Genomic DNA, 25,846 nt, shown 5'->3' on the forward strand with positions numbered 1-25,846 from the left:
TTCGTCCAAAACCCCAACATACGTCCTTTTCAATCGATATCATCCGCGAAGCAATATCCAGGATGAATTAACGCACATCGGAATGCAGATTGAGGGGCCTTGGACTGGCAGCCCGCGAGGATGAGATCTCAGGCCAAGTGCTGCCGGCTCCGACGCCGGAGCCGGCAGCAAAAGAGCTTTCAGCTCAGATGGTTTCAACCTTCTTCGGCTTGGTCGACCCGATCATCTTCCAGTTCTTGTAGAACATCGAGTTGATGCGTTCGACGCTCACCGAAACAATGGCGAGCATCCCGGCGATGAGGCTGGGAACCGGGGACGGACGGATGATATCCATGAACACGCAGTAGCGACGCCCGTCATATTCGTTGACGGAGCGATGCAGCAGAGTGTCGTCGAAGATGAACAGCGGATTGTCGTACCAGTAGTTCTTGACGGTGCCGCATTCGACGAAAATCTCTGATTTCACCGGCACGAGATTGTAGAGAATCCGCAGGCTCAGCCGAAGCGGCCCGAAGTGCCATGAGGTCGATTCGCGCTTGCTGAACACGGAAACGGCGATCGTCTTGATGTATTTGAAATCCTTGTTGAACTCGGCGACGTTGTCGATCCGGTGCTTGCCGTACCATTGGTAGACATACATGCCGCGCCGGCCGGTGCCGAAATTGGCATCGATATCAGCGATGATCTCGTCCTTGCGTGCCTTGAAGACATCAAGGACTTCATTGACCTCGCGCTGATAGTCGGCCGGAAACTGTTCCAGCTTCCAGACACCCGGGTTTCGGTAGCACAAGAGATCGACAAGCAAATTGAATGGCGACAGCAGCCAGGTGAAAATGCCGTTGCCGAGGAAATAGCCGCTGAAAAGCGACAGATCCTTGCGGTCGTTGCGCAGCACATCGATGAGGCCGAGCACGATGAAAACCGAGGTGATGATCGGGATGAAATAGAAGCCAATAGCTAGCAATGGAATGGCGATGGCAAACTTGCGAAGGGATTTGCGAAGGGTTTTTGTCATTTTTCCACGCGCTGAGCGCGATCCTGTTGCGATTGAGATGCGCCAAAATCTTGGCAACGACCACCGCCCGGCCGTGCGCCTTGATAAGGTTTTTTGGGTCGCCACACAACGGCCACTGCATCGTGACCTTGCGGCTGCCTGGTGGAGCCCGCCGGCATCAGGTCAATGCACCGCCGGCAAGCCAAGCTCGTCCCATTTATCCCTAGCCACGGGGTCGCCGACCAGGAATTCAAAGCCGATGACGCTTTCGCCGTCCTGCGCGAGCTGGCATTTGAACCTCAGACCGTACCAGTTTTTACGGCTGCGGAAAGCCGCACCGTTGGCGGCGATCGTCGTACCGGCGATCTTTTCTTCGGCCGTAGCATAGGGCACCACCCGTTCGGGCTGATAGTCCGCCCGCCACCGCCGGATCTGGTCCATGGCTTCGAGATTGCACAGTTGCACCATGCGCTCGTCGGCGGCGAAGGTTTTGAGATCCGCGCGCGCCTGCCTGCTACGCGGATCGGCCAGGGTTTTTGCCGACAGCATTTGCGTCGGGCGAATCATGGCGGGCGCCTTGGGCAGTTGCGGTTCTGGAGCGCTTGGAGGCGGCGTTGGTGCAGCTTGAATCTCGGGTTGCGGAGTGGGAGGTGCCGCCAGGACCGGTGGCGGCCTGGTTGCCGCCTCGAACTGCTGCGGCGTCAGGATGTCGACCGACACCCGCTCCTCCTCCATGCGTTTCGGGCGCTTGGGTAGCGGCATCAGGGCCAGTGTCGCCGCCAGCAGCGTGTGGAGCAAGACGGTGGCGGAAATGCCCCAAGGCGAAACTTCATCTCGAAGCGTGACGACGACAGGGCCGCGCAAGCCTACTTTTCCCGTTCGCTTCGCAACTTCGCCCAGTAATCCAGCCGCTTGCGGATGTCGCGCTCGAAACCGCGTTCGGGCGGATCATAAAAAGTCTGGCGGCCCATCTTTTCTGGAAAATAGTCCTGGCCCGAAAAGGCATCCGGCTCGTCGTGGTCGTAGCGGTAGCCGGCGCCGTAGTCTTCCTCTTTCATCAGCTTGGTCGGCGCATTGAGGATATGCTTGGGCGGCAGCAGCGAACCGAACTCCTTGGCCGCGCGCGTGGCCGCCTTGAAGGCGTTGTAGACAGCATTGGATTTGGGCGCGGTGGCGAGATAGACGGTGGCTTCGGCAAAAGCGAGTTCGCCCTCCGGCGAACCGAGATAGTCGTAGGCATCCTTGGCGGCATTGGCGACCACAAGCGCCTGCGGATCGGCGAGCCCGATATCCTCCATCGCCATGCGTACCAGCCGGCGGCCGAGATAGAGCGGATCCTCACCGGCATCGAACATACGCGCGAGATAGTAGAGCGCGGCATCGGGATCCGAACCACGCACGGACTTGTGCAGCGCCGAGATCAGATTGTAGTGGCCGTCCTGGCCCTTGTCGTAGATTGGTGCGCGGCGCTGGACGATGCGCTGCAGTCCATCGGTGTCGAAGACCTCGCCTGGCTTCGCGGCCCGCCAGACTTCCTCGGCGAGCGTCAGCGATGCGCGGCCATCGCCGTCACTCATCCTGATGAGCATCGCCCGCGCCTCGTCATCGAGCGGCAGCGCCCTGCCCTCGTTCTCCTCGGCGCGCGCCATGAGCTTGGCTATGCTCTCTTGCCCCAGCGAATGGAAGACCAGTACGCGGGCGCGGGACAGCAACGCGGCGTTCAGTTCGAAGGACGGGTTTTCGGTGGTGGCGCCAACCAGCACAACGGTACCGTCCTCCATGACAGGCAGGAATCCGTCTTGCTGGGCGCGGTTGAAACGATGGATCTCGTCGACGAAAAGCAGGGTCTGGCGCCCGTTCGACCGGCGAAGCTTGGCCGCTTCAAACACCTTCTTCAAATCGGCGACGCCGGAAAACACAGCCGATATCTGCTCGAAAGCCAGGCTGGTTTCGCCGGCGAGCAGCCGCGCGACCGTGGTCTTGCCAGTGCCGGGCGGGCCCCAGAAGATCATCGAACCGAGCGAGCCGGAGCCAATGAGGCGCGTCAGCGCGCCGTCGGGGCCAGTCAGGTGTTCCTGACCGACGACCTCACCCAGGTTCCTCGGCCGAAGCCTGTCGGCCAGCGGCCTGCCAGGCGGCACTTTTTCCGGCTCATCAACGCTGAACAGATCGGCCATGCACTTCTTTTGGTTGGAGCCGATCGCTTCAGGGGATCGAACTCAGTAACGCAACACCTGCCGCAGTATCTGCCCACCACGCTCGACGGTAAAGCGCCACCAGCGTGTGTCCTGCTTGGCCGCTTGTTCCAAGGTGGCGGCGGTATCGATGGCGGTGCCATTCACTTCGCGCACGATGTCACCCGGCTGGAAGCCGAAATCAGCGGCTGGCGAATCGCGATTGATGTCGACCACGGTGACGCCCTTGATGTCGGTGCGCAGGCCAAGCCGCTGCGCCAGCCGCGGCGACAGCTCCGCGACTTTAGCGCCGGAAAACGGGCTGCGGCCGTGCAGGGTGACTTCGGATGGCTTGGCGCCTTCCGGCGCGCGCTCCAGTGCGATCTCCATCGCCGCCTGCTGGCCTTTGCTCAGCACGGCGAAGTTGGCCTTGGTGCCGATCGACAGGGTCGCCATGCGGAAGTCGAGCGCTTCAATGCTCTCGACCAGCTTGCCGTTGAGCTGCAGCACGACATCACCGGGCTTGAGGCCGGCCTTGGCGGCCGGACCCGACTCGTCAACCGATGAAACCAGTGCGCCGGTTGGCTTTTCCATACCGAGCGATTCAGCGATCTGTGGCGTCACCGCCTCGAACTCAGCACCGATATAGGGCCGTTCGAAGAAGGAAAGCCCAGCCTTGGCGGCATCAGCGAAGGCGCGCACCATGTTGGCCGGAATGGCAAAGCCAATGCCGATCGAGCCGCCGCTGCGGCTGTAGATGGCGGTGTTGATGCCGATCAGCTGGCCGCCCATATTGATCAGCGCACCACCGGAATTACCGGGATTGATGGCGGCATCGGTCTGGATGAAGAAGCTGGAATCGGAGACGCCGATATGGCTGCGCGCCAGGGCAGAGACAATGCCGCTGGTGGTGGTCTGGCCGACGCCGAAGGGATTACCGATGGCCAGCACAAGGTCGCCGACCTCAAGCGCATCGGAATCGCCGATGGCGATCACCGGAAACGGCTTGTCGGATTCGATCTTGAGCACGGCAAGGTCGAGCGTCTCGTCCTTGAGCAGGACCTTGCTGGCGAATTCTCGGCCGTCGGCGGTCGCAACCTTGACCTGGTCCGCATCCTTGATGACGTGGTAATTGGTGACCACGACGCCGGTCGGATCGACCAGCACGCCGGAGCCGAGCGATGACTGCGCGCGCGGCTGCGAGCGGCCGAAAAACTCCTCAAAGAACGGATCGCCATCGAAGGGCGACGTTACCTTGGCGGTCTGCGAAGCGTAGACATTGACCACCGCCGGCGCTGTCTGCTTGACCAGCGGCGCGAAGGACAGTTGCACTTCCTCGCGACCGAACGGCACGCGCTTGTCGGCGCCAGAAGTGCCGTTCTCGCCTTCGACGCCGTGCAGCAGATCGGTCAGCACGTCGGACAGGCCCGGATCGGTCTTGGCCGCGTCTTCCGCGAACGCCTGCCTGACCACAGGTGCGACTGCGAACGCCATCGCGGCGAAGAGCAGAACAAGGGACAGTCTTTTGGCGCGCATTGCGAATCCTCCGAGGCCAGTTCGGGCGCCATTGTCCCGACGATTGTGCAAAATGAAAGGCTAAGCCGCTGAAATCCGAATATTTTGGCTCAAATCGATCCAACCGCCATTTGCTGCTTCCAGAAAACGAAAAGGGGCCCGTAGGCCCCTTTGAATTCACTCCGCAAAGATCGTGCGATCAGGCAGCAGCTTCCGAATCGGCGCTTTCTGCCTCGAGGCGGGCGCGATCGCCGGCGCCCTTGGCCGAGGTATCACGATCGACGAACTCGATCACGGCCATGGCCGCGTTGTCGCCGTGGCGGAAGCCCGCCTTCATGATGCGCAGATAGCCGCCGTTACGGGTGGCGTAGCGCGGTGCGATGGTGTCGAACAGGCGCTTGACGACGCCTTCGTTGCCGATCTGCGCGATCACCTGACGGCGAGCGTGCAGGTCGCCGCGCTTGCCGAGTGTCACCAGCTTCTCGACGATCGGACGTAGGTCCTTCGCCTTCGGCAAAGTGGTGACGATCTGCTCGTGCTCGAGCAGCGACACGGCCAGGTTGGCGAACATCGACTTGCGGTGGCTGATGCTGCGGGCGAAGCGGCGGCCTTTGAAACCGTGGCGCATAGCTCTTTTCCTTCTTCAGTTGTTCAAGAGGCCACGGCCTCTGATGGTTTTCCGCATGACCGTCGGATCAAGCGGCTTACGCCGCCGATCCTTGGAATTCATGCTCAGTATTGATCTTCGTAACGCTTGGCGAGGTCTTCGATGTTTTCCGGCGGCCAGTCCGGCACTTCCATGCCGAGATGGAGGCCCATCGCCGCCAGGACTTCCTTGATCTCGTTCAGAGACTTGCGGCCGAAGTTCGGGGTGCGCAGCATCTCTGCTTCGGTCTTCTGGATCAGGTCGCCGATATAGACGATGTTGTCGTTCTTCAGGCAGTTGGCCGAACGCACCGAAAGCTCGAGCTCGTCGACCTTCTTGAGCAGCGCCGGGTTGAAGGCGAGCTCGGTGACGGCTTCGGCGGCGACTTCCTTCTGCGGCTCGTCGAAGTTGACGAACAGGCCGAGCTGGTCCTGCAGGATGCGGGCAGCGAAAGCTACCGCGTCTTCACCGGTGATCGAACCGTCGGTCTCGATGGTCATGGTCAGCTTGTCGTAGTCGAGAACCTGGCCCTCACGGGTGTTCTCGACCTTGTAGGAGACCTTCTTGACCGGCGAGTAGAGGCTGTCGACCGGTATAAGGCCGATCGGCGCGTCTTCGGCGCGGTTGCGGTCGGCCGGCACGTAACCCTTGCCGGTGTCGACGGTGAATTCCATGCGGATTTCAGCGCCTTCGTCCAGCGTGCAGATGACGTGGTCGGGGTTGAGGATCTCGACATCGCCAACCGTCTGGATGTCACCAGCGAGAACCGCACCCGGTCCCTGCTTGCGAACGACCATGCGCTTGGGGCCGTCGCCTTCCATGCGGATGGCGATTTCCTTGATGTTGAGCACGATGTCGGTCACGTCCTCGCGCACACCGGCGATGGACGAGAATTCATGTAGAACGCCGTCGATCTGCACGGCGGTAACAGCCGCGCCACGCAGCGAAGACAGAAGCACGCGACGCAGCGCGTTGCCGAGAGTGAGGCCGAAGCCCCGCTCGAGCGGCTCGGCGACCAGCGTGGTCAGCGTCTTCTTCTTCGACGAGAACTCGATCTTGTTCGGCTTGATCAGTTCCTGCCAATTTTTCTGGATCATGATGCTTTCCTTCCGTTGACCCGCCACCATCCAATCGTGGCGGGCGACCTGGAATACCGCAGAGGAACGCCTTTAGGCGTTCTCGCGGCGTTCGGTAATTTCTTAGACGCGGCGCTTCTTGCGCGGGCGGCAGCCATTGTGAGGGATCGGCGTCACATCACGGATCGAGGTGATGGTGAAGCCGGCCGCCTGCAGGGCGCGCAGAGCTGATTCACGACCGGAGCCGGGTCCGCAGACCTCGACTTCGAGCATGCGCATGCCGTGTTCCTGGGCCTTCTTGGCAACGTCCTCGGCAGCCATCTGGGCAGCGAACGGGGTCGACTTGCGCGAACCCTTGAAGCCCTGGGCACCGGCCGACGACCAGGCAATCGAATTGCCCTGCGCGTCGGTGATGGTGATCATCGTGTTGTTGAAGGTCGAATTGACGTGGGCAACGCCCGACGAGATATTCTTGCGTTCGCGACGGCGAACACGAGCGGCTTCCTTGGCCATGATAGTCCTTTCAGTTGATCTCTACACCGCCGTAATGCCAGCGGCTCCACCATCCCGTTTTTCAGTTGCCGGGAAAACGCAACCGGCAGCCGAGGCTGCCGGGCGAGACGGACAAGCCGCCTGAAACTTACTTCTTCTTGCCAGCGATCGACTTGGCCGGGCCCTTGCGGGTGCGCGCATTGGTGTGCGTGCGCTGGCCGCGAACCGGCAGCGAACGACGGTGACGGAGGCCGCGGTAGCAGCCGAGGTCCATCAGGCGCTTGATGTTCATCGACACTTCGCGGCGCAGGTCGCCCTCGACCTGGTAGTCGCGGTCGATGGTTTCACGGATCTGCAGCACTTCCGCGTCAGTCAACTGGTTGACGCGGCGCTCTGCCGGGATGCCGACCTTGTCGACGATCTCCTGGGCAAACTTCTTGCCAATGCCGTGAATGTACTGAAGCGCAATGACGACGCGCTTGTTGGTCGGAATGTTAACGCCGGCTATACGAGCCATATTCTTCTCTTCTCCATGTGGGGCCTGGCGAACCATTAAAAAGGCTGACCAAGCACTATCTAAGTTGCCCCGCGTCCGGTGGAGGCCGGCCCATGCGGGAGTTTCCAGTTCAAAGCGACCGCCTTGCCCTTGCGGACAAGCAAGCCTCATGCCTGATAGGAAGACGGGCCGCCATACCCCAGCGAACCGCTCCCGTCAAGCGCAATCGTTAATATCTCTACTTTGCCCCTTTGGCCGCAGCCGCGAGCACCGCTTCGATCTCTTTGGTGACCGCGTCGATATCGGCCATCCCGTCAACGCCCTTGAGCTTGCCCTTGGCATAGTAGTAGCCGATCAGCGGGGCTGTCTTCTTGTAGTACTCGCGCAGACGCTCCTCGAACACGGCAGGATTGTCGTCCTTGCGCACCGGCTGGCCGGCGGCCTTGGCATCATCGGCGCGCTTGACGATTCGTCCAACCAGCGCCCTGTCGTCGACCACCAGTTCAATGACCGAATCGAGGCTCAAACCGCGCTCGGAAAGCATCGCATCGACCGAGTCGGCCTGGACGAGCGTCCGCGGGTATCCATCGAGGATAAAGCCCTTGGCGCAATCCGCCTGATCGATACGCTCGGCAACGATGGCATTCACGATCGCATCGGACACCAGTTCCCCGGCGTCCATCACTGCCTTGGCGCGTTTGCCGACTTCGGTGCCAGCCTGAACCGCGGCGCGCAGCATGTCCCCCGTGGAAAGCTGGGGTATGCCGTATTTCTCTACCAGTCTTTGTGCTTGCGTCCCCTTGCCCGCCCCTGGCGGCCCAAGCAATATCAACCTCATCTGGCTTTCTTCCCCCCGCGCAGCTTCGACTTCTTGATCAGGCCCTCATACTGATGGGCGATCAGGTGGCCCTGAATCTGCGCCACGGTATCGAGCGTGACACTGACCACAATCAGAAGCGATGTGCCACCAAGGTAGAACGGTACGCCAGTCGCCGAAATCAGGAACTCAGGCAACAGGCACACCAGCACCAGATAAATGGCGCCGATGACGGTGATGCGGGTGAGGACGTAATCGATGTAGTCCGCGGTCCGTTCGCCCGGACGATAGCCTGGGATGAAGCCTGAATGCTTCTTGAGCTGGTCGGCGGTGTCCTTCGGGTTGAACACAATCGCGGTGTAGAAGAAAGCGAAGAACACGATCATCGCCGCATAGAACGCCATGTAGAGTGGCTGGCCGTGGCCAAGCGACGCCAGGATGGTGCTTGCCCATGCAGGCATGTTGGTCGTCTGCGAGAAGCCGGCGATGGTCGCGGGCAGCAAAAGCAGCGACGAAGCGAAGATCGGCGGAATGACGCCCGAGGTGTTGAGCTTCAGTGGCAGGTGCGAGGTATCGCCCTGGAACATGCGGTTGCCGACCTGTCGCTTCGGATACTGGATCAGCAAGCGGCGCTGGGCGCGCTCGAAGAACACGATGAGCGCGATGACGACGACGGCGAGAACGATGATCGCCAGGATCAGGCCCGTCGACAGCGCGCCGGTGCGGCCAAGCTCCAGGGTGCCGGAGATCGCATGCGGCAGGCCGGCGACGATACCAGAGAAGATGATCAGTGAAATGCCGTTGCCGATCCCGCGCGCGGTGATCTGCTCGCCAAGCCACATCAGGAACATGGTGCCGCCGACCAGCGTGACGACCGTCGAAATGCGGAAGAACATGCCGGGGTCGCTGACGATGCCGTTGCCGTTCTCCAGGCCGGCAGAAATGCCGTAGGCCTGAACCAGCGCCAGCAGCACAGTGCCGTAGCGCGTGTACTGGTTGATGATCTTGCGGCCCTGCTCGCCTTCCTTCTTCAGCGATTCCAGCGACGGAATGACCGAGGTCATCAGCTGCATGATGATGGAGGCGGAGATGTAGGGCATGATGCCGAGCGCGAAGATCGCCATGCGCTGCACGGCGCCGCCGGCAAACATGTTAAACATGCCGAGCACGCCCTTGCTCTGCGAGGAAAAGGCCTGCGCAAAGGCGTCGGGATTGATACCGGGCAGCGGGATATAGGTGCCAAGGCGATAGACGAGCAATGCACCGATCGTGAACCAGATGCGCTTCTTCAGATCCTCTGCCTTGGCGAAGGCCGAGAAATTCAGATTCGAGGCTAGTTGTTCAGCAGCCGAAGCCATGCCTGATTCTCCGCTTGGTAACGCTCAATGGCCCGCAGGTCAGGCGGCGCGTGTCACCGAAGCTCACGAGATAAGCTCCGGACCGTAAACATGCAAGCGGCCGCGTTGACGCGGCCGCGATATTGAGCAGATCAAAGCACGGCCGCGAGCAAAAATGGATCCCACTCCTGCCGACCGCGCTTCAAATTGCTGTTACTCGGCAGCTGCCTTTTCCGGCAACTTGACCGAACCGCCGGCCTTTTCGATCTTCTCGATCGCGGCCTTGGAGGCGCCGGCGACGTCAAAGGCGAGCTTCGCCTTGATCTCGCCGTCCGAGAGGATGCGCACACCGTCCTTGACGCGGCGGATGACGCCGGCAGCGACGAGTGATTCAGCCGTGACGGTTGCCTTGGCGTCGAGCTTCTTGGCGTCGATGGCTACCTGAATGCGGGCCAGCGAAACGACCGTGAAGCTCTTGGCGAAGATGTTGTTGAAGCCACGCTTCGGCAGGCGCCGGTAAAGTGGCATCTGGCCACCCTCGAAGCCGTTGATGGCAACGCCGGAGCGAGCCTTCTGGCCCTTGACACCGCGACCGGCGGTCTTGCCGGAGCCGGAGCCAATGCCACGGCCGAGACGCTTCTTGGAGTGCGTCGCGCCGTCCTTGTCACGCAGATCATTGAGTTTCATCTGAGTTCTCCTGCGCTCTGGCTCAGCCCTCGTCCACGACGCGGACGAGATGCTGGACGGCAGCGATCATGCCGCGCACGGAGGGCGTATCTTCCAGCGTGCGCTGCTTGTGCATCTTGTTGAGGCCGAGCCCGACCAGCGTCGCGCGCTGTTCCTTCGGGCGGCGGATCGGCGAACCGATCTGCTCAACGGTGACGGTCTTTGTTGCTTTCTTGGCCATGGTCAAAATCCCTGGTCAGATCGACTATTCTTCAGCCGCAACGGCGGTGCCGCGGCGGGCCTGAAGCGTCGAATACTTGATGCCACGAGCAGCAGCCACATCCTTGGGATGCATCTGGCTCTTCAGCGCGTCGAACGTGGCGCGAACCATGTTGTAGGGGTTCGACGAACCCATCGACTTGGCGACCACGTCATGCATGCCGAGCGTCTCGAACACAGCGCGCATCGGGCCGCCGGCGATGATGCCGGTACCTTGCTTGGCAGCGCGCAGCAGCACGCGTCCAGCACCCCAGCGTCCTTCGACGTCGTGATGCAGCGTACGGCCCGAGCGAAGCGGCACGAAGATCATGTCGCGCTTGGCCGATTCAGTTGCCTTGCGGATCGCCTCAGGCACTTCGCGAGCCTTGCCGTGACCGAAGCCAACGCGGCCCTTCTGGTCGCCGACAACGACGAGTGCTGCAAAACCAAAGCGACGGCCGCCCTTGACGACCTTGGCGACGCGGTTGATGTGGACGAGCTTGTCCACCATGCCGTCATCGCGTTCCTCACGATCGCGGCCTCGGCCGCCATCCCTACGTTCCTGTGCCATATCCTGTTCCTTGTTTTTTTCCGGAAGCACGGTTGCTGATAAGATCCGATGCCTCTGAGGGTCATCGGGGGCGAAATTCATTCTTCCCTTTGCATGATCCGAACTGAAAAGTCTGCAACTTTTTGCTGCGCTGACTTACAGTTCAAAATCAGGCAATTAGAAGCTCAAGCCACCTTCGCGAGCAGCTTCTGCCAGTGCCTTGACGCGGCCGTGATAGATATAGGCGCCGCGATCGAAGACAACTTCCTTGACGCCGGCCTTGGTGGCGCGCTCGGCGATCAGCTTGCCAATCGCGGCGGCAGCGGCGGTGTCGGCGCCGGTCTTGAGCGAACCCTTGAGGTCCTTCTCAAGCGTCGAGGCCGCGACGATAGTGTGGCCCTTGGCGTCGTCGATGACCTGAACATAGATGTTCTTCGACGTGCGGTGGACCGAAAGGCGCGGACGCTCGCCGGCGACCTTCTTGATCTGACGGCGGACACGCTGCGCGCGGCGCTGGATGGATTCCTTGGTAGCCATGATAGTCTTCCTTGCCTTCAAAAAACGGGGACTGCCATATGCGGTAGGCGATACGCCTCCCGCGACCGCTCCCCGCGGCGTTGCACTTCCTTGGCTTGGTCCTGTCCGAAAAGTCTGAAACCTTTCGGGGCCAAGCCCACTACTTCTTCTTGCCTTCCTTACGGACGATCTTCTCGCCAGCGTAACGAACACCCTTGCCCTTGTAAGGCTCGGGACCGCGATACTCGCGGATTTCGGCGGCAACTTGGCCGACCTGCTGCTTGTCGATGCCGGCCACGGTGATTTCGGTCGGCTTCGGCACGGTGATCGTGATACCTGACGGCGTCTGGTAAACGACATCGTGGCTGAAGCCAAGCGCGAGCTGCAGGTTCTTGCCCTGCAGGGCGGCACGATAGCCGACGCCGGTGATCTCGAGCTTCTTTTCGAAACCGTCCTTGACGCCCTGCAGAATGTTGACGATCTGCGTGCGCGACATGCCCCACTTGGAGCGAGAGGCCTTGGTCTGGTCGCGCGGCTGGACAGCGATCTCGCTGCCTTCCATCTTGACCAGGACTTCGTCGTTCACCACGAACTTCAGCTCACCCTTGGGGCCCTTCGCCGTCACGGTCTGGCCGTTGACGGTCGCGGTCACGCCCTGCGGCAGCGAAACGGGTTTCTTTCCAATACGAGACATTTTGTTGTCCTCGTCACTTCTCTTGTTTCAGGTCTCTGTCTTCGGGCATGATCCCGAAAACCGGATTCCAATTTTCGGGGTCACTTACCAGATCAGAAGATCTGGCAGAGGATTTCCCCACCGACATTCTGTTCACGCGCTTCGTGGTCGGCCATCACGCCCTTCGGTGTCGAAAGGATGGCGATGCCGAGGCCGTTGGCGACGTGCGGGATCGACTTGGCCGAAACGTAGACGCGACGGCCTGGCTTCGAAACACGGGCGATTTCACGCACGACCGGCGCGCCGTCGAAATACTTCAGTTCGATCTCGATTTCGGACTTGCCGTTGTCGAAGTCGGTCTGGCTGTAATCGCGGATATAGCCTTCAGCCTTCAGCACGTCGAGGACGCGGGTACGCAGGCGCGAGGCCGGCGTCGAGACGCTCGACTTCTTGCGCCCATAGGCGTTGCGGATGCGGGTCAGCATATCGCCGAGAGGATCGCTCAATGACATGTTATGTGCTCCTTACCAGCTCGACTTGACCAGGCCCGGGATCTGGCCGTTGTTGCCGAGATCACGAAGCGCGATGCGCGATACCTTGAGCTTACGATAGTAGGCACGCGGACGGCCGGTGACTTCGCAGCGGTTGCGGATGCGAATCTTGGCCGAGTTGCGCGGCATGGCCGCAAGCTTCAACTGGGCGCGGAAGCGCTCTTCCATCGGCTTGGTCTGATCCATGATGATCGCCTTGAGGGCCGCACGCTTGGGAGCGTACTGGTCCGCAAGTTTCCGGCGCCGGTTGTTCTTCTCGACTGAGCTGGTCTTTGCCATTTCAGATTTTTCCTTTTCTCGCTGCCGTTACTGGCGGAAGGGGAAGTTGAAAGCCTTGAGCAATGCCCTGGCTTCGTCGTCCGTCTTCGCAGTCGTACAAACGATGACGTCCATGCCCCAGATCTGATCAACCTTGTCGTAGTTGATCTCCGGGAACACGATGTGTTCCTTGATGCCCATGGCGTAGTTGCCACGGCCATCGAAGCTCTTCGGATTCAATCCGCGGAAGTCGCGGACGCGTGGCAGTGCGATGTTCACGAGGCGGTCGAGGAACTCGTACATGCGTTCCTTGCGCAGCGTGACCTTGGCACCGATCGGCATCTTCTCGCGGACCTTGAAGCCGGCGATCGAATTTCGGGCGCGGGTCACGACGGCCTTCTGGCCGGCGATCATCGCGAGATCTTCAGCAGCGATCGAAGGCTTCTTCGAGTCGCCGGTTGCTTCGCCAACACCCATGTTCAGCACGATCTTGTCGATGCGGGGAACCTGCATCTCGTTCTCGTAGCCGAACTGCTCCCGCAGCGCCTTGCGAATGGTCTCGTTGTAGACCTGCTTGAGGCGCGGCGTGTTCTGGGCAGTTGCCTGCTTGGTTTGAGCCTTAGCCATTGATGACTTCTCCCGAGCGCTTGGCGACGCGCACCTTCTTGCCGTCCTTCTGGAAGATGAAACCGACGCGGGTCGGCTTGCCATCCTTGGGGTCGGCCAGCGCGATGTTCGACAGCTGGATCGGCGCTTCCTTGGTGATGATCCCGCCCTCTTGGGACTGGGACTGCTTCTGGTGACGGCGGATCATGTTGACGCCGCGCACCAGCGCGGTGTCTTCCTTCGGCTGAACCGAGAGGACTTCGCCCGAACGGCCCTTGTCCTTGCCGGCCAGCACGACGACCTTGTCGCCTTTTCTAATCTTTTGCATTGGTCCGGCTCCTTACAGCACTTCAGGCGCGAGCGAGATGATCTTCATGTGGTTCTTGGCGCGGAGTTCGCGCGGAACCGGTCCGAAGATACGCGTGCCGATCGGCTCTTTCTTGTTGTCGACGAGAACGGCCGCGTTCTTGTCGAAACGGATCACGCTGCCGTCCGGGCGGCGGATGTCCTTGGCCGTGCGAACCACGACCGCCTTCATCACATCGCCCTTCTTAACGCGGCCGCGCGGAATGGCTTCCTTGATCGACACCACGATGATGTCGCCCACGGAAGCGTATTTCCGCTTCGAGCCGCCCAGCACCTTGATGCACATGACACGACGGGCGCCGGAATTATCCGCGACGTCGAGGTTTGTTTGCATCTGAATCATGACTGGCCGCCTTCTTCTTTTCTAACGGGATGGGTTCTTCACCCCTCCCCGGTCTGTCCAAAATTCGTTTTGTTACGCCTGGTCCGAAGACACAACGATCCAGCGCTTATCCTTGGAAATCGGCTTCGATTCCTGGATGGACACCTGATCGCCAACCTTGTGGGCGTTGCTCTCGTCGTGCGCCTTGTACTTCTTCGTCATGCGCACGGTCTTCTTCATCACGGGATGCGTGAAGCGCCGTTCGACCTTGACGACAACCGTCTTCTCGTTCTTGTCGCTGACGACGGTGCCCTGCAGAATGCGCTTTGGCATGGTTTTCGTCCTTAAGCCTTCTTAGCCGCGGACTTTTCCGCAGCGATGGTCTTGATACGCGCAATGTCCTTACGGACCTGCCTCACGCGCGCGGTCTTCTCGAGCTGGCCGGTGGCCTTCTGGAAGCGCAGGTTGAACTGCTCCTTCTTCAGGCTGGCCAGGTCGTCGGTCAGCTGGTCCTGGGTCTTGGTCCGGATGTCTTCGGCTTTCATGATCAGCCCGTCCTTATTCTGCGATGCGCTGTACGAAGCGCGTCCTGACCGAGAGCTTGGCCGCGCCGAGACGCAGCGCCTCACGGGCGGTTTCTTCATTGACGCCGTCGATCTCGAACATGATGCGGCCCGGCTTGACGCGCGCCGCCCAGTAATCGACAGCGCCCTTGCCCTTGCCCATGCGGACTTCGGTCGGCTTCGAAGTGACCGGCACGTCTGGGAAAATACGGATCCAGACGCGGCCGGCACGCTTCATTTCACGGGTGATCGCGCGGCGGGCCGCCTCGATCTCACGTGCGGTGACGCGGTTCGGCTCAAGCGCCTTCAGCCCGAAACCGCCGAAATCCAGATTGGTACCGCCCTTTGCGGTACCATGGATACGGCCCTTGAACTGCTTGCGGAACTTTGTGCGCTTTGGCTGCAGCATCGTTCTAACTCCAAATTCCTAAATGTCTTAGGCGTTTTCGCGACGACGACCGCGTTCGCGATCACCACCACCACCGCCGCCATGCGCATGATCACCCTCGGTCGCACGACGCTCCGAAGCCATCGGGTCATGCTCAAGGATCTCGCCCTTGAACACCCAAACCTTGACGCCGCAGATGCCATAGGCTGTGTGCGCTTCAGCCGTGCCGTAGTCGACATCGGCGCGCAGCGTATGCAGCGGCACGCGGCCTTCACGATACCATTCCATGCGCGCGATTTCGGCACCGCCGAGGCGGCCGGCGCAGTTGATGCGGATGCCTTCGGCACCGAGGCGCATCGCCGACTGCACGGCGCGCTTCATGGCACGACGGAAAGCGATACGGCGCTCGAGCTGCTGGGCAATCGACTGGGCAACCAGGGTCGCGTCGATTTCCGGCTTGCGCACTTCAACGATGTTGAGGTGCGTCTCGGACTTCGTCATTTCCATCAGCTTCTTGCGAAGCTTTTCGATGTCGGCGCCCTTCTTGCCGATGATCAGACCAGGGCGAGCGGCATGGATGGTGACGCGGCACTTCTTGTGCGGGCGCTCGATCACGACCTTCGAGATCGCAGCCTGCTTGAGTTCCTTCTCAAGATACTTGCGGATCTTGATGTCCTCATGCAGCAGCTTGCCGTACTCGCCGGTGTTCGCGAACCAGCGCGAATCCCAGGTGCGGTTGATGCCGAGGCGCAGACCGATCGGATTGACTTTCTGGCCCATTATGCGGCCTCCCCTTTTTCTTCGACTTCACGAACAACGATCGTGAGGTGCGAGAACGGCTTCTCGATGCGGCTGGCGCGACCACGGCCACGGGCATGGAACCGCTTCATGACGATCGACTTGCCGACATAGGCTTCCGCCACGATCAGTGCATCGACATCCAGGTCGTGGTTGTTTTCCGCGTTGGCGATCGCCGATTCCAGCGTCTTCTTGACCGTGCCGGAAATCCGCTTGGCCGAGAATTCGAGATCGGAAAGCGCTGTCGCGACCTTCTTGCCGCGGATCAGCGCGGCAACGAGGTTCAGCTTCTGCGGGCTGATACGGATCGTGCGCAACACGGCGCGCGCTTCGTTATCAGCAAGCCTGCGCGGAGCTTTGGCCTTGCCCATGATTATTTCCTCTTCGCCTTCTTATCCGCGCCGTGACCGTAATAGGTCCGGGTCGGAGCGAATTCACCGAACTTGTGACCGACCATGTCCTCGTTCACCGAGACGGGAACATGCTTCTGGCCGTTGTAGACACCGAAGGTGAAGCCGACGAACTGCGGCAGGATGGTGGAGCGACGGCTCCACATCTTGATCACCTCATTGCGACCACCTTCACGAACCTTGTCCACCTTCTTGAGAAGGTAGCCGTCGATGAAGGGGCCTTTCCAAATAGAACGAGTCACTTGGCGTTACCTCTTCTTAGCTCTTGCGCTGATGGCGCGAGCGCAGGATGAACTTGTCGGTCGCCTTGTTGGACCGCGTCTTCTTGCCCTTGGTCGGCTTGCCCCATGGGGAAACCGGATGGCGGCCACCGGAAGTGCGGCCTTCGCCGCCGCCGTGCGGATGGTCGACCGGGTTCATGGTCACGCCGCGATTGTGCGGACGCTTGCCACGCCAAACCGTACGGCCGGCCTTGCCGTCGTTGATGTTGCCATGGTCCGGATTGGACACGGCGCCGACAGTGGCCATGCACGAACCGTGCACAACGCGCTGCTCACCCGAGTTGAGGCGAAGGATCGCCATGCCCTGGTCGCGGCCGACGAGCTGGCCATAACCACCGGCCGAACGCGCAACCTGCGCGCCCTTGCCTGGCTTCAGCTCGATGTTGTGGACGATCGTGCCGACCGGCATCGAGGCCAGCGGCATCGCATTGCCCGGCTTCACGTCAACCGATTCACCAGCCACGATCTTGTCGCCGGGAGCCAGACGCTGTGGGGCGATGATGTAGGACAGTTCGCCATCGTCGTACTTGATCAGCGCGATGAAGGCGGTGCGGTTCGGATCGTATTCAATGCGCTCGACCGTGCCGACGACGTCGAACTTGCGGCGCTTGAAGTCGATGATGCGGTACGAACGCTTGTGACCACCGCCGATGAAGCGGGCGGTGATGCGGCCGTAGTTGTTGCGGCCGCCCGACTTGGTCAGGCCTTCGGTCAGACCCTTGACGGGCTTGCCCTTGTAGAGGCCCGAGCGGTCGACGATGACCAGCTGGCGGGTGCTCGGCGTTACCGGGTTGAATTTTTTCAGTGCCATGTTTGTTGTCCTCGCGGCCTTGCTCAGAGACCCGTCGCGACGTCGATCGACTGGCCATCGGCCAATGTCACAATCGCCTTCTTGACGTCGCTCTGGCGGCCAACCGTGCCACGGAAGCGCTTGATCTTGCCCTTGCGGACAAGCGTGTTCACGGCCATCACCTTGACGCCGAACAGCGCTTCGACGGCGGCCTTGATTTCCGGCTTCGACGCCTTCTTGGCGACGTTGAAGACGACCTGGTTCTGCTCGGAGGCCATGGTCGACTTTTCAGTGATCGCCGGGCTGACGATCACGTCGTAATGACGAAGGTCGGTCATTTAAAGCGCTCCTCGAGAGCCTCGACGGCGGCCTTCGAAAGGACCAGCGTGCCGCGGCGCAGAATGTCGTAGACGTTGATGCCCTGGATGGGCAGCACGTCGATGTTCGGAATGTTCGTGGCCGCCAGCTTGAAATTCTTGTCAAGCTCGGCGCCGCCGATCAGCAAGGCGTTTGTCAGGCCCAGCGTCGCGAAATTCGCGATCAGTGCCTTCGTCTTGGCCTCGGTCAGCTTCAGCTCATCAATGATGATGATCGAAGCGCTCTTGGCCTTGGCCGAGAGAGCGTGCTTCAGGCCAAGTGCGCGAACCTTCTTGGGCAGTTCGTGCTCGTGGCTGCGAACGACCGGGCCGTGAGCCTTGCCGCCGCCGCGGAACTGCGGAGCGCGTGCCGAATGGTGACGAGCGCGGCCCGTACCCTTCTGCTTGTACATCTTGGCGCCGGTGCGCGCGATTTCAGCGCGGCCCTTGGCCTTGTGCGTGCCCTGCTGCCTCTTGGCGAGCTGCCAGCGCACGACGCGCTGCAGAATGTCCTCGCGCGGGTCAAGGCCGAAAATCTCATCGGAGAGTTCCACCTTGCCGGCGTCTTTGCCGCCAAGCGTTGTGATCTTGAGATCCATTATTCCGCTCCCTCTGTGGCCGGAGCCTCGTTCGTAGCAGCTGCCGAAACGGCGCGGATCGCGGCGGGCTTCGGCGCATTGGCCGGCAGCGCCACCTTGGCCGCATCGCGGACCAGGATCCAGGCGCCCTTCGATCCGGGAACCGCACCGCGGATCAGGATCAGGCCGCGATCTGTGTCAGTCGAGACAACCTCGACATTCTGCGTGGTGACGCGGGTATCGCCCATGTGGCCAGCCATATGCTTGCCCTTGAACACCTTGCCCGGGTCCTGACGCTGGCCGGTCGAACCATGCGTACGGTGCGAAACCGAGTTACCATGGGTCGCACGACCACCACCCATGTGGTGCCGCTTGATAACACCCTGGAAACCCTTGCCGATCGTCGTGCCCGTCACATCGACCTTCTGGCCGGCGACGAAGTGCTCGACGGTGATCTCGGCGCCGACATCAATCATGTTGTCGGCGGAGACGCGGAACTCGGCGACTTTCGCCTTCGGCTCGACGGAAGCGGTGGCGAAATGGCCGCGCAGCGCCTTCGACGTGTTCTTCACCTTGGCCAGGCCAACGCCGAGCTGAACGGCGGTATAGCCATTCTTCTCTTGCGTGCGCTGAGCCACGACCTGGCAGTTCTCCATCAGGAGAACGGTGACGGGAACATGTTCCCCGGCATCGTTGTAGATGCGGGTCATTCCCACCTTTTTTGCAATCACACCTGAACGCATCGGTTCAATTCCTTTAGAGTTCCGGGCCAGGGGCACCGCCCCTTCCTCGCTCTCGTTCCTTAGAGCTTGATCTCGACGTCCACACCGGCGGCCAGATCGAGCTTCATCAAAGCATCGACCGTCTGCGGGGTCGGGTCGACGATGTCGAGCAGACGCTTGTGCGTGCGCATCTCGAACTGCTCGCGGCTCTTCTTGTCGACGTGAGGCGACCGGTTGACCGTAAACTTTTCGATCCGCGTCGGCAGCGGAATGGGGCCGCGGACGTTGGCGCCGGTACGCTTGGCCGTCGACACGATTTCCCGTGTCGAGGCGTCGAGCACCCGGTGATCAAACGCCTTGAGGCGGATGCGGATATTCTGTCCGTTCATGCGTCACTTCCTTGTTCTGGCGCGGCGCGGGCATATCCTGCGCCCGCGACAGATCGGTTTAAGTCCAAATTACTCTGTGATGGTGACGACGATGCCGGCACCGACGGTGCGGCCGCCTTCACGGATAGCGAAGCGCAGCTTCTCTTCCATGGCGATCGGCACGATCAGCTCGACATCGACCGTGATGTTGTCGCCAGGCATCACCATCTCGGTGCCTTCCGGCAGCGACACGATGCCCGTCACGTCCGTCGTGCGGAAATAGAACTGCGGACGGTAGTTGGTGAAGAACGGCGTGTGACGGCCACCTTCGTCCTTGGTCAGGATGTAGGCTTCGGCAACGAACTTCTTGTGCGGCTTCACGGTGCCCGGCTTGGCCAGAACCTGGCCGCGCTCAACGCCTTCACGGTCAACGCCGCGCAGCAGCGCGCCGATGTTGTCGCCAGCCTGGCCCTGATCGAGCAGCTTGCGGAACATTTCAACGCCCGTGCAGGTCGTCTTGGTCGTCGGACGGATGCCGATGATCTCGAGTTCCTCACCAACCTTGACAATGCCACGCTCGACGCGGCCGGTCACGACCGTGCCACGGCCCGAGATCGAGAACACGTCTTCGATCGGCATCAGGAACGGCTTGTCGAGCGGACGAACCGGCGTCGGGATGTAGGCGTCAACCGCTGCCATCAGCTCGCGGATCGCGTCTTCACCGATCTTCTTGTCGGAATCTTCCAGCGCGGCCAAAGCCGAACCCTTGACGATCGGAATGTCGTCGCCGGGGAATTCGTTCTTCGACAGAAGCTCGCGAACCTCGAGCTCGACCAGTTCGAGCAGCTCGGCATCGTCAACCTGGTCGACCTTGTTCAGGAACACCACGATCGAAGGAACGCCAACCTGACGGGCCAGAAGGATGTGCTCGCGGGTCTGCGGCATCGGGCCGTCAGCTGCCGACACAACCAGGATCGCGCCGTCCATCTGCGCCGCACCGGTGATCATGTTCTTCACATAGTCGGCGTGGCCGGGGCAATCGACGTGGGCATAGTGACGGGCTGCCGTCTCATACTCTACGTGCGCCGTCGAGATCGTGATGCCGCGTGCCTTTTCCTCAGGCGCCGCATCAATCTGGTCGTAGCGCTTGTATTCGCCAAAATACTTCGTGATCGCTGCCGTCAGCGATGTCTTGCCATGATCGACGTGGCCAATCGTGCCAATGTTCACATGAGGCTTGTTACGCTCGAATTTACCTTTTGCCATGTGATGTCTCCATTCCTGCTCGCCCGTGCGGGCATTGAATTTAAGTTACTGCTGCAACCCTGGCGGGTTACGCGTATTTCTTCTGGACTTCGGTGGCCACCGCCGTCGGCACTGGCTCGTAGTGATCGAACTGCATGGTGTAGGCCGCGCGTCCCTGGCTCATCGAGCGCAGGTTGTCGACGTACTTGAACATGTTGGCCAGCGGGACCATCGCATTGATGACCACGGCCACGCCGCGAGCTTCCTGGCCCTGGATCTGGCCACGACGGCCGTTAAGGTCGCCGATGACGCCGCCGACATAGTCTTCCGGGGTCACAACTTCGACCTTCATGATCGGCTCGAGCAACTGCACGCCGAGCTTCGGCGAAGCTTCAACGAAACAAGCGCGGGAAGCGATTTCGAACGCGAGCACCGAGGAGTCGACGTCGTGGTAGGCGCCGTCGATCAGAGTGGCCTTGACGCCAATCATCGGGAAACCGGCAAACGTTCCGGAACCCATCTTGCTCAGCAGGCCCTTTTCGACGCCGGGGATATATTCCTTCGGCACCGCGCCGCCGACGATCTTGGAGTCGAACACGAATTCCTCGCCATCGGGGTTCGGCTCGAACACAATCTTCACGCGAGCGAACTGGCCTGTACCACCGGTCTGCTTCTTGTGGGTGTAGTCCTGCTCGTGCCTGCGGGTGATCGTCTCGCGATAGGCCACCTGCGGCGCGCCGACATTGGCTTCGACCTTGAACTCGCGACGCATGCGGTCGACGATGATGTCGAGGTGAAGTTCACCCATGCCGGAGATGATGGTCTGGCCGCTTTCCTCATCGGTCTTGACGCGGAAGGACGGATCCTCCGCGGCCAGGCGATGCAGCGCGAGGCCCATCTTTTCCTGGTCGTTCTTGGTCTTCGGCTCGATCGCGATCTGAATGACCGGATCGGGGAATTCCATGCGCTCCAGAATGACCGGATGCAGCGGATCGCAGAGCGTGTCGCCGGTGGTCGTATCCTTGAGGCCAGCCAGGGCAACGATGTCGCCGGCAAAAGCCTCTTCGACGTCGGCGCGCGAATTCGCATGCATCTGCAGCATGCGGCCGATGCGCTCTTTCTTGCCCTTTACGGTGTTGTCGACCGAGGTGCCCTTGGTCAGCTTGCCCGAGTAGATACGGGCGAAGGTCAGCGATCCAACGAACGGATCGTTCATGATCTTGAAAGCGAGCATCGACAACGGCTCGTTGTCATCAGCGTGGCGCTCGATGTCGGCGTCGGTCCTGGCATCGACACCCTTGATCGCGGGCACGTCCGCCGGCGACGGCAGGTATTCGACAACGGCGTCGAGCAGAGGCTGCACGCCCTTGTTCTTGAAGGCCGAGCCACAGAACATCGGGTAGAACTTCACCGCGATGGTGCCCTTGCGGATCAGCGCACGGATCTCTTCGTTGTTCGGCATCCTGCCTTCGAGGTAGTTCTCAAGCGCCGTCTCGTCCATTTCGACGGCGGCTTCGATCATCTTCTCGCGATATTCTTCGGCACGCGCCTGAAGGTCGGCCGGGATTTCGACGACGTCCCAGGCCGCGCCCAGGGTCTCATCGCGCCAAACCAGTGCGTTCATCTCGACGAGATCGACGATACCCTTGAATTCGGTCTCAGCGCCAATCGGCAGCTGCATGACGACAGCCTGCGCACCGAGGCGCGAGCCGATCATCTCGACCGAGCGGTAGAAATCGGCGCCGATCTTGTCCATCTTGTTGCAGAAGATCATGCGCGGCACGCGATACTTGTCGGCCTGACGCCAGACAGTTTCCGTCTGCGGCTCAACACCAGCGTTGGCGTCGAGCAGCGCAATAGCGCCGTCGAGCACACGCAGCGAACGCTCGACTTCAATGGTGAAGTCGACGTGGCCGGGGGTGTCGATGATGTTGAAGCGGTACATCTTGCCGCTGCGACCCTTCCAGAAGGTCGTGGTCGCGGCGGACGTGATGGTGATGCCGCGTTCCTGCTCCTGCTCCATCCAATCCATGGTCGCAGCGCCGTCGTGCACTTCGCCGATCTTGTGCGACTTGCCCGTGTAATAGAGGACGCGCTCGGTGGTCGTCGTCTTGCCGGCGTCAATATGCGCCATGATACCGAAATTGCGGTAGTCTTCGATTTTGTATTCGCGGGCCATGGGAGGTGCCTCTCAGTCTCGTTCGCGCTTTACCAGCGGTAGTGTGCGAAAGCGCGATTGGCTTCAGCCATTTTGTGGGTGTCTTCACGCTTCTTGACGGCCGTGCCGCGGTTGTTCGCCGCGTCCATCAGCTCGCCGGAAAGGCGGTCGACCATGGTGGTCTCATTGCGGTTGCGGGCAGCAGCGATCAACCAGCGGATCGCCAAAGCCTGACGACGCTCGGGGCGCACGTCGACCGGAACCTGGTAGGTGGCGCCGCCAACACGACGCGAACGCACTTCCACATGCGGCGCGACATTGTCGAGCGCCTGATGGAAGACCGTGACCGGCTCCTGCTTGGTCTTGGACTGAACCTGGTCGAGCGCGCCATAGACGATGGTCTCGGCAACCGACTTCTTGCCGTCATACATGACGGCGTTCATGAACTTGGTAACGATCAGATCGCCGAACTTCGGGTCCGGATTGATCTCACGCTTTTCTGCACTATGACGACGGGACATGGCTTCTGTCTCTCAATCTCGTAGCCCGGCACCACAAAGAGCACCAAGGCCGGAAAACCTTACTTCGGACGCTTGGCACCGTACTTCGAACGGCGCTGCTTGCGGTTCTTCACACCCTGCGTGTCGAGCACGCCGCGGATGATGTGATAACGGACGCCCGGAAGATCCTTCACGCGGCCGCCACGGATCATCACCACGGAGTGTTCCTGAAGGTTGTGGCCTTCACCGGGGATGTAACCGATCACCTCAAAACCGTTGGTCAGGCGAATCTTGGCCACCTTGCGAAGCGCCGAGTTCGGCTTCTTCGGCGTCGTTGTATAGACGCGCGTGCAAACGCCCCGCTTCTGCGGGTTCTGCTGCATGGCCGGGACCTTGTTGCGCTTCACCGGCGCAATGCGCGGCTTGCGGATCAGCTGGTTGACGGTAGGCATTAAACCCTCTTGTCTCTCAATTCCGTGTCTCGTGCCCAGTCAAGGCCGCTCAAAGCGTCATTTCCATACGCAAATTCGGGCCATAAACCGCGCCTCGCGGTCTTGCCCGAACAAATGGCAGAGGAAGCGGAAGCCGCTTCGTGCACGCCGGAAATGTCTTTTCGCTCGTAAAATGAACCCTGTTTGAGGCAAACTCCAAAGCGTGTCGCTTCGGAAAGGAGAGCCTCACATCGGTTCTGACTGGCCGGCTTCTACCCGCAACCCCGCGAACCGTCAACCCCGCAGCGCCAAATATTGCACTGAAGGCAGGGCTTGGCTGCCATGCGAAAACCGCAGCTAATTTTCTTTCGCCGTTTTGCAAGCGCGAGGAAGAAAGTGACCGGCTTTTGGCTGTCGCAAGGCCAGGCTTCGTGCGAAAAGGCCGTATGAGCGGCACAACCTCGCCCGCCCGGCCCATTTTGCCTGAGAGGAATCAGTTCGTGAACGACAATGAGGAGCGCCCGGTCACCATCATCACTGGCCGGGTATGGAAGAAGAAAGGCGGCAAACCGGAAGGCGTCCACGTCATGCTTGTCGCACCCGATGACGATTCGGCGGTGCGCCGCGTACTCGAATCGCTGGCGGCTGAAGGCTATGCCGAGGCTGAACTGGACCAGATCGGCGACATGGACGGCGAGCCCGATGACGAGCCGCATCTGTCGGCATTTCAGGGCGCCCTCGAAGGTGAGGTTTCGATCGTGACGTTCGACGTTCCTATCTGAAGCTGGCCAATCGAGAATCGAATCGAGGCAGTAGCGATGGCGAAGTCAAAAGCGATGGAACCGCGATCCCGGGCCTGGGCCGACCGCGCGGTTGCCGCGATCGAAGCCGACCAGCGCCGCTCGGCCGATACCCATCTGTGGAAGCTCGACCTGCCGGCACTGACCGGCATGGACCTCTATCTCAAGGACGAGTCCACGCATCCGACCGGCAGCCTGAAGCACCGGCTGGCACGGTCATTGTTTCTTTATGCGCTGTGCAACGGGCATATTCGTGAAGGCACCGCCGTGGTGGAAGCGTCATCCGGTTCGACCGCGGTGTCGGAAGCCTATTTCGCCCGCATGATCGGCGTGCCGTTCTACGCGGTGATGCCGCGTTCGACCTCGCCCGAAAAGATAGCGGCGATCGAGCACTATGGCGGCAATTGCCACTTCATAGACGATGGCAGGCGCATCTATGCCGAATCGGCGGAACTGACCGAACGGCTCGGCGGCCATTTCATGGATCAGTTCACCCATGCCGAGCGCGCCACCGACTGGCGCGGAAACAACAACATCGCCGAATCGATCTTCGGCCAGATGCGCGATGAGCGGCATCCTATCCCCACGTGGATCGTCATGAGCGCCGGCACCGGCGGCACGTCAGCCACGATCGGCCGCTTCCTCCGCTACAAACAGCATGCGACGCGGCTGTCGGTCGCCGACGTAGAGCGCTCCGCCTTCTTCGATGGCTTTGCCACACATGACCGCGACCGCCGCTGCGAACAGCCGTCGCGGATAGAAGGCATCGGCCGGCCTCGCGTCGAGCCCTCCTTCGTGCCAGGTGTCATCGACCACATGCTGCGGGTGCCGGACGCGGTTTCACTGGCGGCGATGCGGGTTCTGTCGCGCCGCCTTGGCCGCCGCGTCGGCGGCTCGACCGGCACCAACTTCATCGCGATTTGTTTTCAGGCGGCGCGAATGATCGAGGCCGGCAAGGCTGGCTCGCTGGTCACGCTCATCTGTGACTCCGGCGAGCGTTACGCCAATACCTATTATTCCGACGAATGGCTGCTGGCGAATGGCCTTGACCCCTCCCCCTTCGAACCGGCGATCGAAGCCTTTCTGAACGGCGAAAGGCTGACGTTGAAGTTCGAGGAAAGCTGGGGTTGAGATACCGCAAGCCC

37 protein-coding genes are annotated in these 25,846 nt (G+C 61.0%); 2 read left to right on the forward strand and 35 right to left on the reverse strand.

The features are described from left to right. Positions 1 to 184 precede the first annotated feature (184 nt). The 35 genes from GA829_RS22755 to rpsL all read right to left on the reverse strand — a co-directional run bounded on the left by GA829_RS22755 (position 185) and on the right by rpsL (position 23,922). A complete protein-coding gene (locus tag GA829_RS22755) occupies positions 185 to 1,015 on the reverse strand; it encodes an aspartyl/asparaginyl beta-hydroxylase domain-containing protein (protein WP_195174878.1) in 831 nt (276 codons plus the stop codon). 162 nt (positions 1,016 to 1,177) lie between these two features. Further along, on the reverse strand, positions 1,178 to 1,792 hold the full coding sequence (locus GA829_RS36845) for a DUF930 domain-containing protein (protein ID WP_258051839.1): 615 nt from the start codon (positions 1,790 to 1,792) through the stop codon (positions 1,178 to 1,180). Positions 1,793 to 1,860: 68 nt separating this feature from the next. Beyond that, on the reverse strand, positions 1,861 to 3,171 hold the full coding sequence (locus GA829_RS22765; RefSeq protein ID WP_195174879.1) for a replication-associated recombination protein A: 1,311 nt from the start codon (positions 3,169 to 3,171) through the stop codon (positions 1,861 to 1,863). Positions 3,172 to 3,213: 42 nt separating this feature from the next. Then, positions 3,214 to 4,704: a DegQ family serine endoprotease gene (locus tag GA829_RS22770; protein WP_195174880.1), complete on the reverse strand. Its 1,491-nt coding sequence runs from the start codon at positions 4,702 to 4,704 to the stop codon at positions 3,214 to 3,216. A gap of 178 nt (positions 4,705 to 4,882) precedes the next feature. Beyond that, positions 4,883 to 5,311 (reverse strand): 50S ribosomal protein L17, encoded by a 429-nt coding sequence (gene rplQ / locus GA829_RS22775; RefSeq protein WP_195174881.1) that lies wholly within the window; start codon positions 5,309 to 5,311, stop codon positions 4,883 to 4,885. A gap of 104 nt (positions 5,312 to 5,415) precedes the next feature. Further along, positions 5,416 to 6,426, reverse strand: a complete 1,011-nt coding sequence (locus tag GA829_RS22780) for a DNA-directed RNA polymerase subunit alpha (RefSeq protein ID WP_013531438.1) — start codon at positions 6,424 to 6,426, stop codon at positions 5,416 to 5,418. A 102-nt stretch (positions 6,427 to 6,528) separates the two neighbouring features. Beyond that, on the reverse strand, positions 6,529 to 6,918 hold the full coding sequence (rpsK, locus tag GA829_RS22785; protein ID WP_006205444.1) for a 30S ribosomal protein S11: 390 nt from the start codon (positions 6,916 to 6,918) through the stop codon (positions 6,529 to 6,531). 127 nt (positions 6,919 to 7,045) lie between these two features. Further along, positions 7,046 to 7,414, reverse strand: a complete 369-nt coding sequence (gene rpsM, locus GA829_RS22790; protein WP_006205445.1) for a 30S ribosomal protein S13 — start codon at positions 7,412 to 7,414, stop codon at positions 7,046 to 7,048. A gap of 217 nt (positions 7,415 to 7,631) precedes the next feature. Beyond that, a complete protein-coding gene (locus GA829_RS22795; RefSeq protein WP_195174882.1) occupies positions 7,632 to 8,231 on the reverse strand; it encodes an adenylate kinase in 600 nt (199 codons plus the stop codon). After that, entirely contained in the window at positions 8,228 to 9,568 is a 1,341-nt protein-coding gene (gene secY / locus GA829_RS22800; RefSeq protein WP_195174883.1) for a preprotein translocase subunit SecY, read from the reverse strand. Before secY ends, GA829_RS22795 begins: the two co-directional genes overlap by 4 nt. Before the next feature lie 192 nt (positions 9,569 to 9,760). Further along, positions 9,761 to 10,234 carry a 50S ribosomal protein L15 gene (rplO, locus tag GA829_RS22805; RefSeq protein ID WP_027044981.1) on the reverse strand — a complete coding sequence of 158 codons (474 nt, stop codon included), beginning with the start codon at positions 10,232 to 10,234 and terminating at the stop codon, positions 9,761 to 9,763. A 22-nt stretch (positions 10,235 to 10,256) separates the two neighbouring features. After that, entirely contained in the window at positions 10,257 to 10,454 is a 198-nt protein-coding gene (gene rpmD, locus GA829_RS22810) for a 50S ribosomal protein L30 (RefSeq protein ID WP_023736690.1), read from the reverse strand. 24 nt (positions 10,455 to 10,478) lie between these two features. Continuing rightward, a complete protein-coding gene (gene rpsE, locus GA829_RS22815; protein WP_006333394.1) occupies positions 10,479 to 11,042 on the reverse strand; it encodes a 30S ribosomal protein S5 in 564 nt (187 codons plus the stop codon). A 156-nt stretch (positions 11,043 to 11,198) separates the two neighbouring features. Then, positions 11,199 to 11,558 carry a 50S ribosomal protein L18 gene (rplR, locus tag GA829_RS22820; protein ID WP_091584612.1) on the reverse strand — a complete coding sequence of 120 codons (360 nt, stop codon included), beginning with the start codon at positions 11,556 to 11,558 and terminating at the stop codon, positions 11,199 to 11,201. A gap of 139 nt (positions 11,559 to 11,697) precedes the next feature. After that, positions 11,698 to 12,231 carry a 50S ribosomal protein L6 gene (rplF, locus tag GA829_RS22825; protein ID WP_195174884.1) on the reverse strand — a complete coding sequence of 178 codons (534 nt, stop codon included), beginning with the start codon at positions 12,229 to 12,231 and terminating at the stop codon, positions 11,698 to 11,700. A 92-nt stretch (positions 12,232 to 12,323) separates the two neighbouring features. After that, entirely contained in the window at positions 12,324 to 12,722 is a 399-nt protein-coding gene (rpsH, locus tag GA829_RS22830; protein WP_006205453.1) for a 30S ribosomal protein S8, read from the reverse strand. 12 nt (positions 12,723 to 12,734) lie between these two features. Further along, positions 12,735 to 13,040: a 30S ribosomal protein S14 gene (gene rpsN / locus GA829_RS22835; protein WP_195174885.1), complete on the reverse strand. Its 306-nt coding sequence runs from the start codon at positions 13,038 to 13,040 to the stop codon at positions 12,735 to 12,737. A 27-nt stretch (positions 13,041 to 13,067) separates the two neighbouring features. Beyond that, positions 13,068 to 13,646, reverse strand: a complete 579-nt coding sequence (gene rplE / locus GA829_RS22840) for a 50S ribosomal protein L5 (protein WP_195174886.1) — start codon at positions 13,644 to 13,646, stop codon at positions 13,068 to 13,070. Beyond that, positions 13,639 to 13,953 (reverse strand): 50S ribosomal protein L24, encoded by a 315-nt coding sequence (rplX, locus tag GA829_RS22845; protein ID WP_013531428.1) that lies wholly within the window; start codon positions 13,951 to 13,953, stop codon positions 13,639 to 13,641. The genes rplE and rplX overlap by 8 nt, the downstream gene beginning before the upstream one ends. Before the next feature lie 12 nt (positions 13,954 to 13,965). After that, positions 13,966 to 14,334, reverse strand: a complete 369-nt coding sequence (rplN, locus tag GA829_RS22850; RefSeq protein WP_006205457.1) for a 50S ribosomal protein L14 — start codon at positions 14,332 to 14,334, stop codon at positions 13,966 to 13,968. A gap of 72 nt (positions 14,335 to 14,406) precedes the next feature. Further along, on the reverse strand, positions 14,407 to 14,646 hold the full coding sequence (gene rpsQ / locus GA829_RS22855; protein ID WP_195174887.1) for a 30S ribosomal protein S17: 240 nt from the start codon (positions 14,644 to 14,646) through the stop codon (positions 14,407 to 14,409). Between the two features lie 11 nt (positions 14,647 to 14,657). Then, positions 14,658 to 14,858, reverse strand: a complete 201-nt coding sequence (rpmC, locus tag GA829_RS22860; protein WP_006205459.1) for a 50S ribosomal protein L29 — start codon at positions 14,856 to 14,858, stop codon at positions 14,658 to 14,660. Between the two features lie 13 nt (positions 14,859 to 14,871). After that, positions 14,872 to 15,285, reverse strand: coding sequence for a 50S ribosomal protein L16 (gene rplP / locus GA829_RS22865; RefSeq protein ID WP_006205460.1), 414 nt, complete (start codon positions 15,283 to 15,285; stop codon positions 14,872 to 14,874). Between the two features lie 27 nt (positions 15,286 to 15,312). Continuing rightward, entirely contained in the window at positions 15,313 to 16,044 is a 732-nt protein-coding gene (gene rpsC, locus GA829_RS22870) for a 30S ribosomal protein S3 (protein ID WP_195174888.1), read from the reverse strand. After that, positions 16,044 to 16,433: a 50S ribosomal protein L22 gene (gene rplV / locus GA829_RS22875; protein WP_006205462.1), complete on the reverse strand. Its 390-nt coding sequence runs from the start codon at positions 16,431 to 16,433 to the stop codon at positions 16,044 to 16,046. Before rplV ends, rpsC begins: the two co-directional genes overlap by 1 nt. A gap of 2 nt (positions 16,434 to 16,435) precedes the next feature. After that, positions 16,436 to 16,714 (reverse strand): 30S ribosomal protein S19, encoded by a 279-nt coding sequence (rpsS, locus tag GA829_RS22880; protein WP_006205463.1) that lies wholly within the window; start codon positions 16,712 to 16,714, stop codon positions 16,436 to 16,438. Between the two features lie 16 nt (positions 16,715 to 16,730). Beyond that, positions 16,731 to 17,564, reverse strand: a complete 834-nt coding sequence (rplB, locus tag GA829_RS22885; RefSeq protein WP_195174889.1) for a 50S ribosomal protein L2 — start codon at positions 17,562 to 17,564, stop codon at positions 16,731 to 16,733. 23 nt (positions 17,565 to 17,587) lie between these two features. Further along, positions 17,588 to 17,881, reverse strand: a complete 294-nt coding sequence (locus tag GA829_RS22890; RefSeq protein WP_023757976.1) for a 50S ribosomal protein L23 — start codon at positions 17,879 to 17,881, stop codon at positions 17,588 to 17,590. Further along, positions 17,878 to 18,498 (reverse strand): 50S ribosomal protein L4, encoded by a 621-nt coding sequence (gene rplD, locus GA829_RS22895; protein WP_195174890.1) that lies wholly within the window; start codon positions 18,496 to 18,498, stop codon positions 17,878 to 17,880. The genes GA829_RS22890 and rplD overlap by 4 nt, the downstream gene beginning before the upstream one ends. Next, complete coding sequence (rplC, locus tag GA829_RS22900; RefSeq protein WP_195174891.1) at positions 18,498 to 19,220, reverse strand: 50S ribosomal protein L3; 723 nt, start codon at positions 19,218 to 19,220, stop codon at positions 18,498 to 18,500. Before rplC ends, rplD begins: the two co-directional genes overlap by 1 nt. Before the next feature lie 59 nt (positions 19,221 to 19,279). Next, a complete protein-coding gene (rpsJ, locus tag GA829_RS22905; protein WP_006205468.1) occupies positions 19,280 to 19,588 on the reverse strand; it encodes a 30S ribosomal protein S10 in 309 nt (102 codons plus the stop codon). Positions 19,589 to 19,657: 69 nt separating this feature from the next. Beyond that, on the reverse strand, positions 19,658 to 20,833 hold the full coding sequence (tuf, locus tag GA829_RS22910; protein ID WP_195174892.1) for an elongation factor Tu: 1,176 nt from the start codon (positions 20,831 to 20,833) through the stop codon (positions 19,658 to 19,660). 67 nt (positions 20,834 to 20,900) lie between these two features. Next, a complete protein-coding gene (gene fusA, locus GA829_RS22915) occupies positions 20,901 to 22,991 on the reverse strand; it encodes an elongation factor G (protein ID WP_195174893.1) in 2,091 nt (696 codons plus the stop codon). A 29-nt stretch (positions 22,992 to 23,020) separates the two neighbouring features. After that, positions 23,021 to 23,491 carry a 30S ribosomal protein S7 gene (rpsG, locus tag GA829_RS22920; RefSeq protein WP_008875664.1) on the reverse strand — a complete coding sequence of 157 codons (471 nt, stop codon included), beginning with the start codon at positions 23,489 to 23,491 and terminating at the stop codon, positions 23,021 to 23,023. A gap of 59 nt (positions 23,492 to 23,550) precedes the next feature. After that, on the reverse strand, positions 23,551 to 23,922 hold the full coding sequence (gene rpsL / locus GA829_RS22925; RefSeq protein WP_006333356.1) for a 30S ribosomal protein S12: 372 nt from the start codon (positions 23,920 to 23,922) through the stop codon (positions 23,551 to 23,553). Between the two features lie 479 nt (positions 23,923 to 24,401). Here rpsL and GA829_RS22930 point away from each other — a divergent pair, with 479 nt between their 5' ends. Both GA829_RS22930 and GA829_RS22935 read left to right on the forward strand, forming a co-directional pair. After that, positions 24,402 to 24,683: a transcriptional regulator gene (locus GA829_RS22930; RefSeq protein ID WP_195174894.1), complete on the forward strand. Its 282-nt coding sequence runs from the start codon at positions 24,402 to 24,404 to the stop codon at positions 24,681 to 24,683. Between the two features lie 36 nt (positions 24,684 to 24,719). After that, positions 24,720 to 25,832 carry a PLP-dependent cysteine synthase family protein gene (locus GA829_RS22935; RefSeq protein ID WP_195174895.1) on the forward strand — a complete coding sequence of 371 codons (1,113 nt, stop codon included), beginning with the start codon at positions 24,720 to 24,722 and terminating at the stop codon, positions 25,830 to 25,832. Positions 25,833 to 25,846: the final 14 nt, after the last annotated feature.

It is taken from the genome of Mesorhizobium sp. INR15, from assembly GCF_015500075.1.
Taxonomy (GTDB): Bacteria; Pseudomonadota; Alphaproteobacteria; order Rhizobiales; family Rhizobiaceae; genus Mesorhizobium.

What these genes read in the sequence shown, in the direction of transcription:
- GA829_RS22770 (WP_195174880.1), bottom strand. Translation starts at nt 4,704, where the DNA reads ATGCGCGCCAAAAGACTGTCCCTTGTTCTGCTCTTCGCCGCGATGGCG.
- rplO (WP_027044981.1), bottom strand. Translation starts at nt 10,234, where the DNA reads ATGAAACTCAATGATCTGCGTGACAAGGACGGCGCGACGCACTCCAAG.
- GA829_RS22795 (WP_195174882.1), bottom strand. Translation starts at nt 8,231, where the DNA reads ATGAGGTTGATATTGCTTGGGCCGCCAGGGGCGGGCAAGGGGACGCAA.
- rpsC (WP_195174888.1), bottom strand. Translation starts at nt 16,044, where the DNA reads ATGGGCCAGAAAGTCAATCCGATCGGTCTGCGCCTCGGCATCAACCGC.
- rpsL (WP_006333356.1), bottom strand. Translation starts at nt 23,922, where the DNA reads ATGCCTACCGTCAACCAGCTGATCCGCAAGCCGCGCATTGCGCCGGTG.
- fusA (WP_195174893.1), bottom strand. Translation starts at nt 22,991, where the DNA reads ATGGCCCGCGAATACAAAATCGAAGACTACCGCAATTTCGGTATCATG.
- rpsH (WP_006205453.1), bottom strand. Translation starts at nt 12,722, where the DNA reads ATGTCATTGAGCGATCCTCTCGGCGATATGCTGACCCGCATCCGCAAC.
- rplF (WP_195174884.1), bottom strand. Translation starts at nt 12,231, where the DNA reads ATGTCTCGTATTGGAAAGAAACCCGTTTCGCTGCCGCAGGGCGTGACC.
- rplN (WP_006205457.1), bottom strand. Translation starts at nt 14,334, where the DNA reads ATGATTCAGATGCAAACAAACCTCGACGTCGCGGATAATTCCGGCGCC.
- rpsJ (WP_006205468.1), bottom strand. Translation starts at nt 19,588, where the DNA reads ATGAACGGACAGAATATCCGCATCCGCCTCAAGGCGTTTGATCACCGG.
- rplQ (WP_195174881.1), bottom strand. Translation starts at nt 5,311, where the DNA reads ATGCGCCACGGTTTCAAAGGCCGCCGCTTCGCCCGCAGCATCAGCCAC.
- rpsQ (WP_195174887.1), bottom strand. Translation starts at nt 14,646, where the DNA reads ATGCCAAAGCGCATTCTGCAGGGCACCGTCGTCAGCGACAAGAACGAG.
- rpsN (WP_195174885.1), bottom strand. Translation starts at nt 13,040, where the DNA reads ATGGCAAAGACCAGCTCAGTCGAGAAGAACAACCGGCGCCGGAAACTT.
- rplP (WP_006205460.1), bottom strand. Translation starts at nt 15,285, where the DNA reads ATGCTGCAGCCAAAGCGCACAAAGTTCCGCAAGCAGTTCAAGGGCCGT.
- rpsG (WP_008875664.1), bottom strand. Translation starts at nt 23,491, where the DNA reads ATGTCCCGTCGTCATAGTGCAGAAAAGCGTGAGATCAATCCGGACCCG.
- rpmD (WP_023736690.1), bottom strand. Translation starts at nt 10,454, where the DNA reads ATGGCCAAGAAAGCAACAAAGACCGTCACCGTTGAGCAGATCGGTTCG.
- GA829_RS22780 (WP_013531438.1), bottom strand. Translation starts at nt 6,426, where the DNA reads ATGATCCAGAAAAATTGGCAGGAACTGATCAAGCCGAACAAGATCGAG.
- GA829_RS22765 (WP_195174879.1), bottom strand. Translation starts at nt 3,171, where the DNA reads ATGGCCGATCTGTTCAGCGTTGATGAGCCGGAAAAAGTGCCGCCTGGC.
- rplC (WP_195174891.1), bottom strand. Translation starts at nt 19,220, where the DNA reads ATGCGTTCAGGTGTGATTGCAAAAAAGGTGGGAATGACCCGCATCTAC.
- rplE (WP_195174886.1), bottom strand. Translation starts at nt 13,646, where the DNA reads ATGGCTAAGGCTCAAACCAAGCAGGCAACTGCCCAGAACACGCCGCGC.
- rpmC (WP_006205459.1), bottom strand. Translation starts at nt 14,858, where the DNA reads ATGAAAGCCGAAGACATCCGGACCAAGACCCAGGACCAGCTGACCGAC.
- rpsE (WP_006333394.1), bottom strand. Translation starts at nt 11,042, where the DNA reads ATGGCACAGGAACGTAGGGATGGCGGCCGAGGCCGCGATCGTGAGGAA.
- GA829_RS22755 (WP_195174878.1), bottom strand. Translation starts at nt 1,015, where the DNA reads ATGACAAAAACCCTTCGCAAATCCCTTCGCAAGTTTGCCATCGCCATT.
- secY (WP_195174883.1), bottom strand. Translation starts at nt 9,568, where the DNA reads ATGGCTTCGGCTGCTGAACAACTAGCCTCGAATCTGAATTTCTCGGCC.
- GA829_RS22890 (WP_023757976.1), bottom strand. Translation starts at nt 17,881, where the DNA reads ATGACCGACCTTCGTCATTACGACGTGATCGTCAGCCCGGCGATCACT.
- rplX (WP_013531428.1), bottom strand. Translation starts at nt 13,953, where the DNA reads ATGCAAAAGATTAGAAAAGGCGACAAGGTCGTCGTGCTGGCCGGCAAG.
- rplD (WP_195174890.1), bottom strand. Translation starts at nt 18,498, where the DNA reads ATGGATCTCAAGATCACAACGCTTGGCGGCAAAGACGCCGGCAAGGTG.
- rpsM (WP_006205445.1), bottom strand. Translation starts at nt 7,414, where the DNA reads ATGGCTCGTATAGCCGGCGTTAACATTCCGACCAACAAGCGCGTCGTC.
- rplV (WP_006205462.1), bottom strand. Translation starts at nt 16,433, where the DNA reads ATGGGCAAGGCCAAAGCTCCGCGCAGGCTTGCTGATAACGAAGCGCGC.
- tuf (WP_195174892.1), bottom strand. Translation starts at nt 20,833, where the DNA reads ATGGCAAAAGGTAAATTCGAGCGTAACAAGCCTCATGTGAACATTGGC.
- rplR (WP_091584612.1), bottom strand. Translation starts at nt 11,558, where the DNA reads ATGGCTACCAAGGAATCCATCCAGCGCCGCGCGCAGCGTGTCCGCCGT.
- rpsK (WP_006205444.1), bottom strand. Translation starts at nt 6,918, where the DNA reads ATGGCCAAGGAAGCCGCTCGTGTTCGCCGTCGCGAACGCAAGAATATC.
- rplB (WP_195174889.1), bottom strand. Translation starts at nt 17,564, where the DNA reads ATGGCACTGAAAAAATTCAACCCGGTAACGCCGAGCACCCGCCAGCTG.
- GA829_RS22935 (WP_195174895.1), top strand. Translation starts at nt 24,720, where the DNA reads ATGGCGAAGTCAAAAGCGATGGAACCGCGATCCCGGGCCTGGGCCGAC.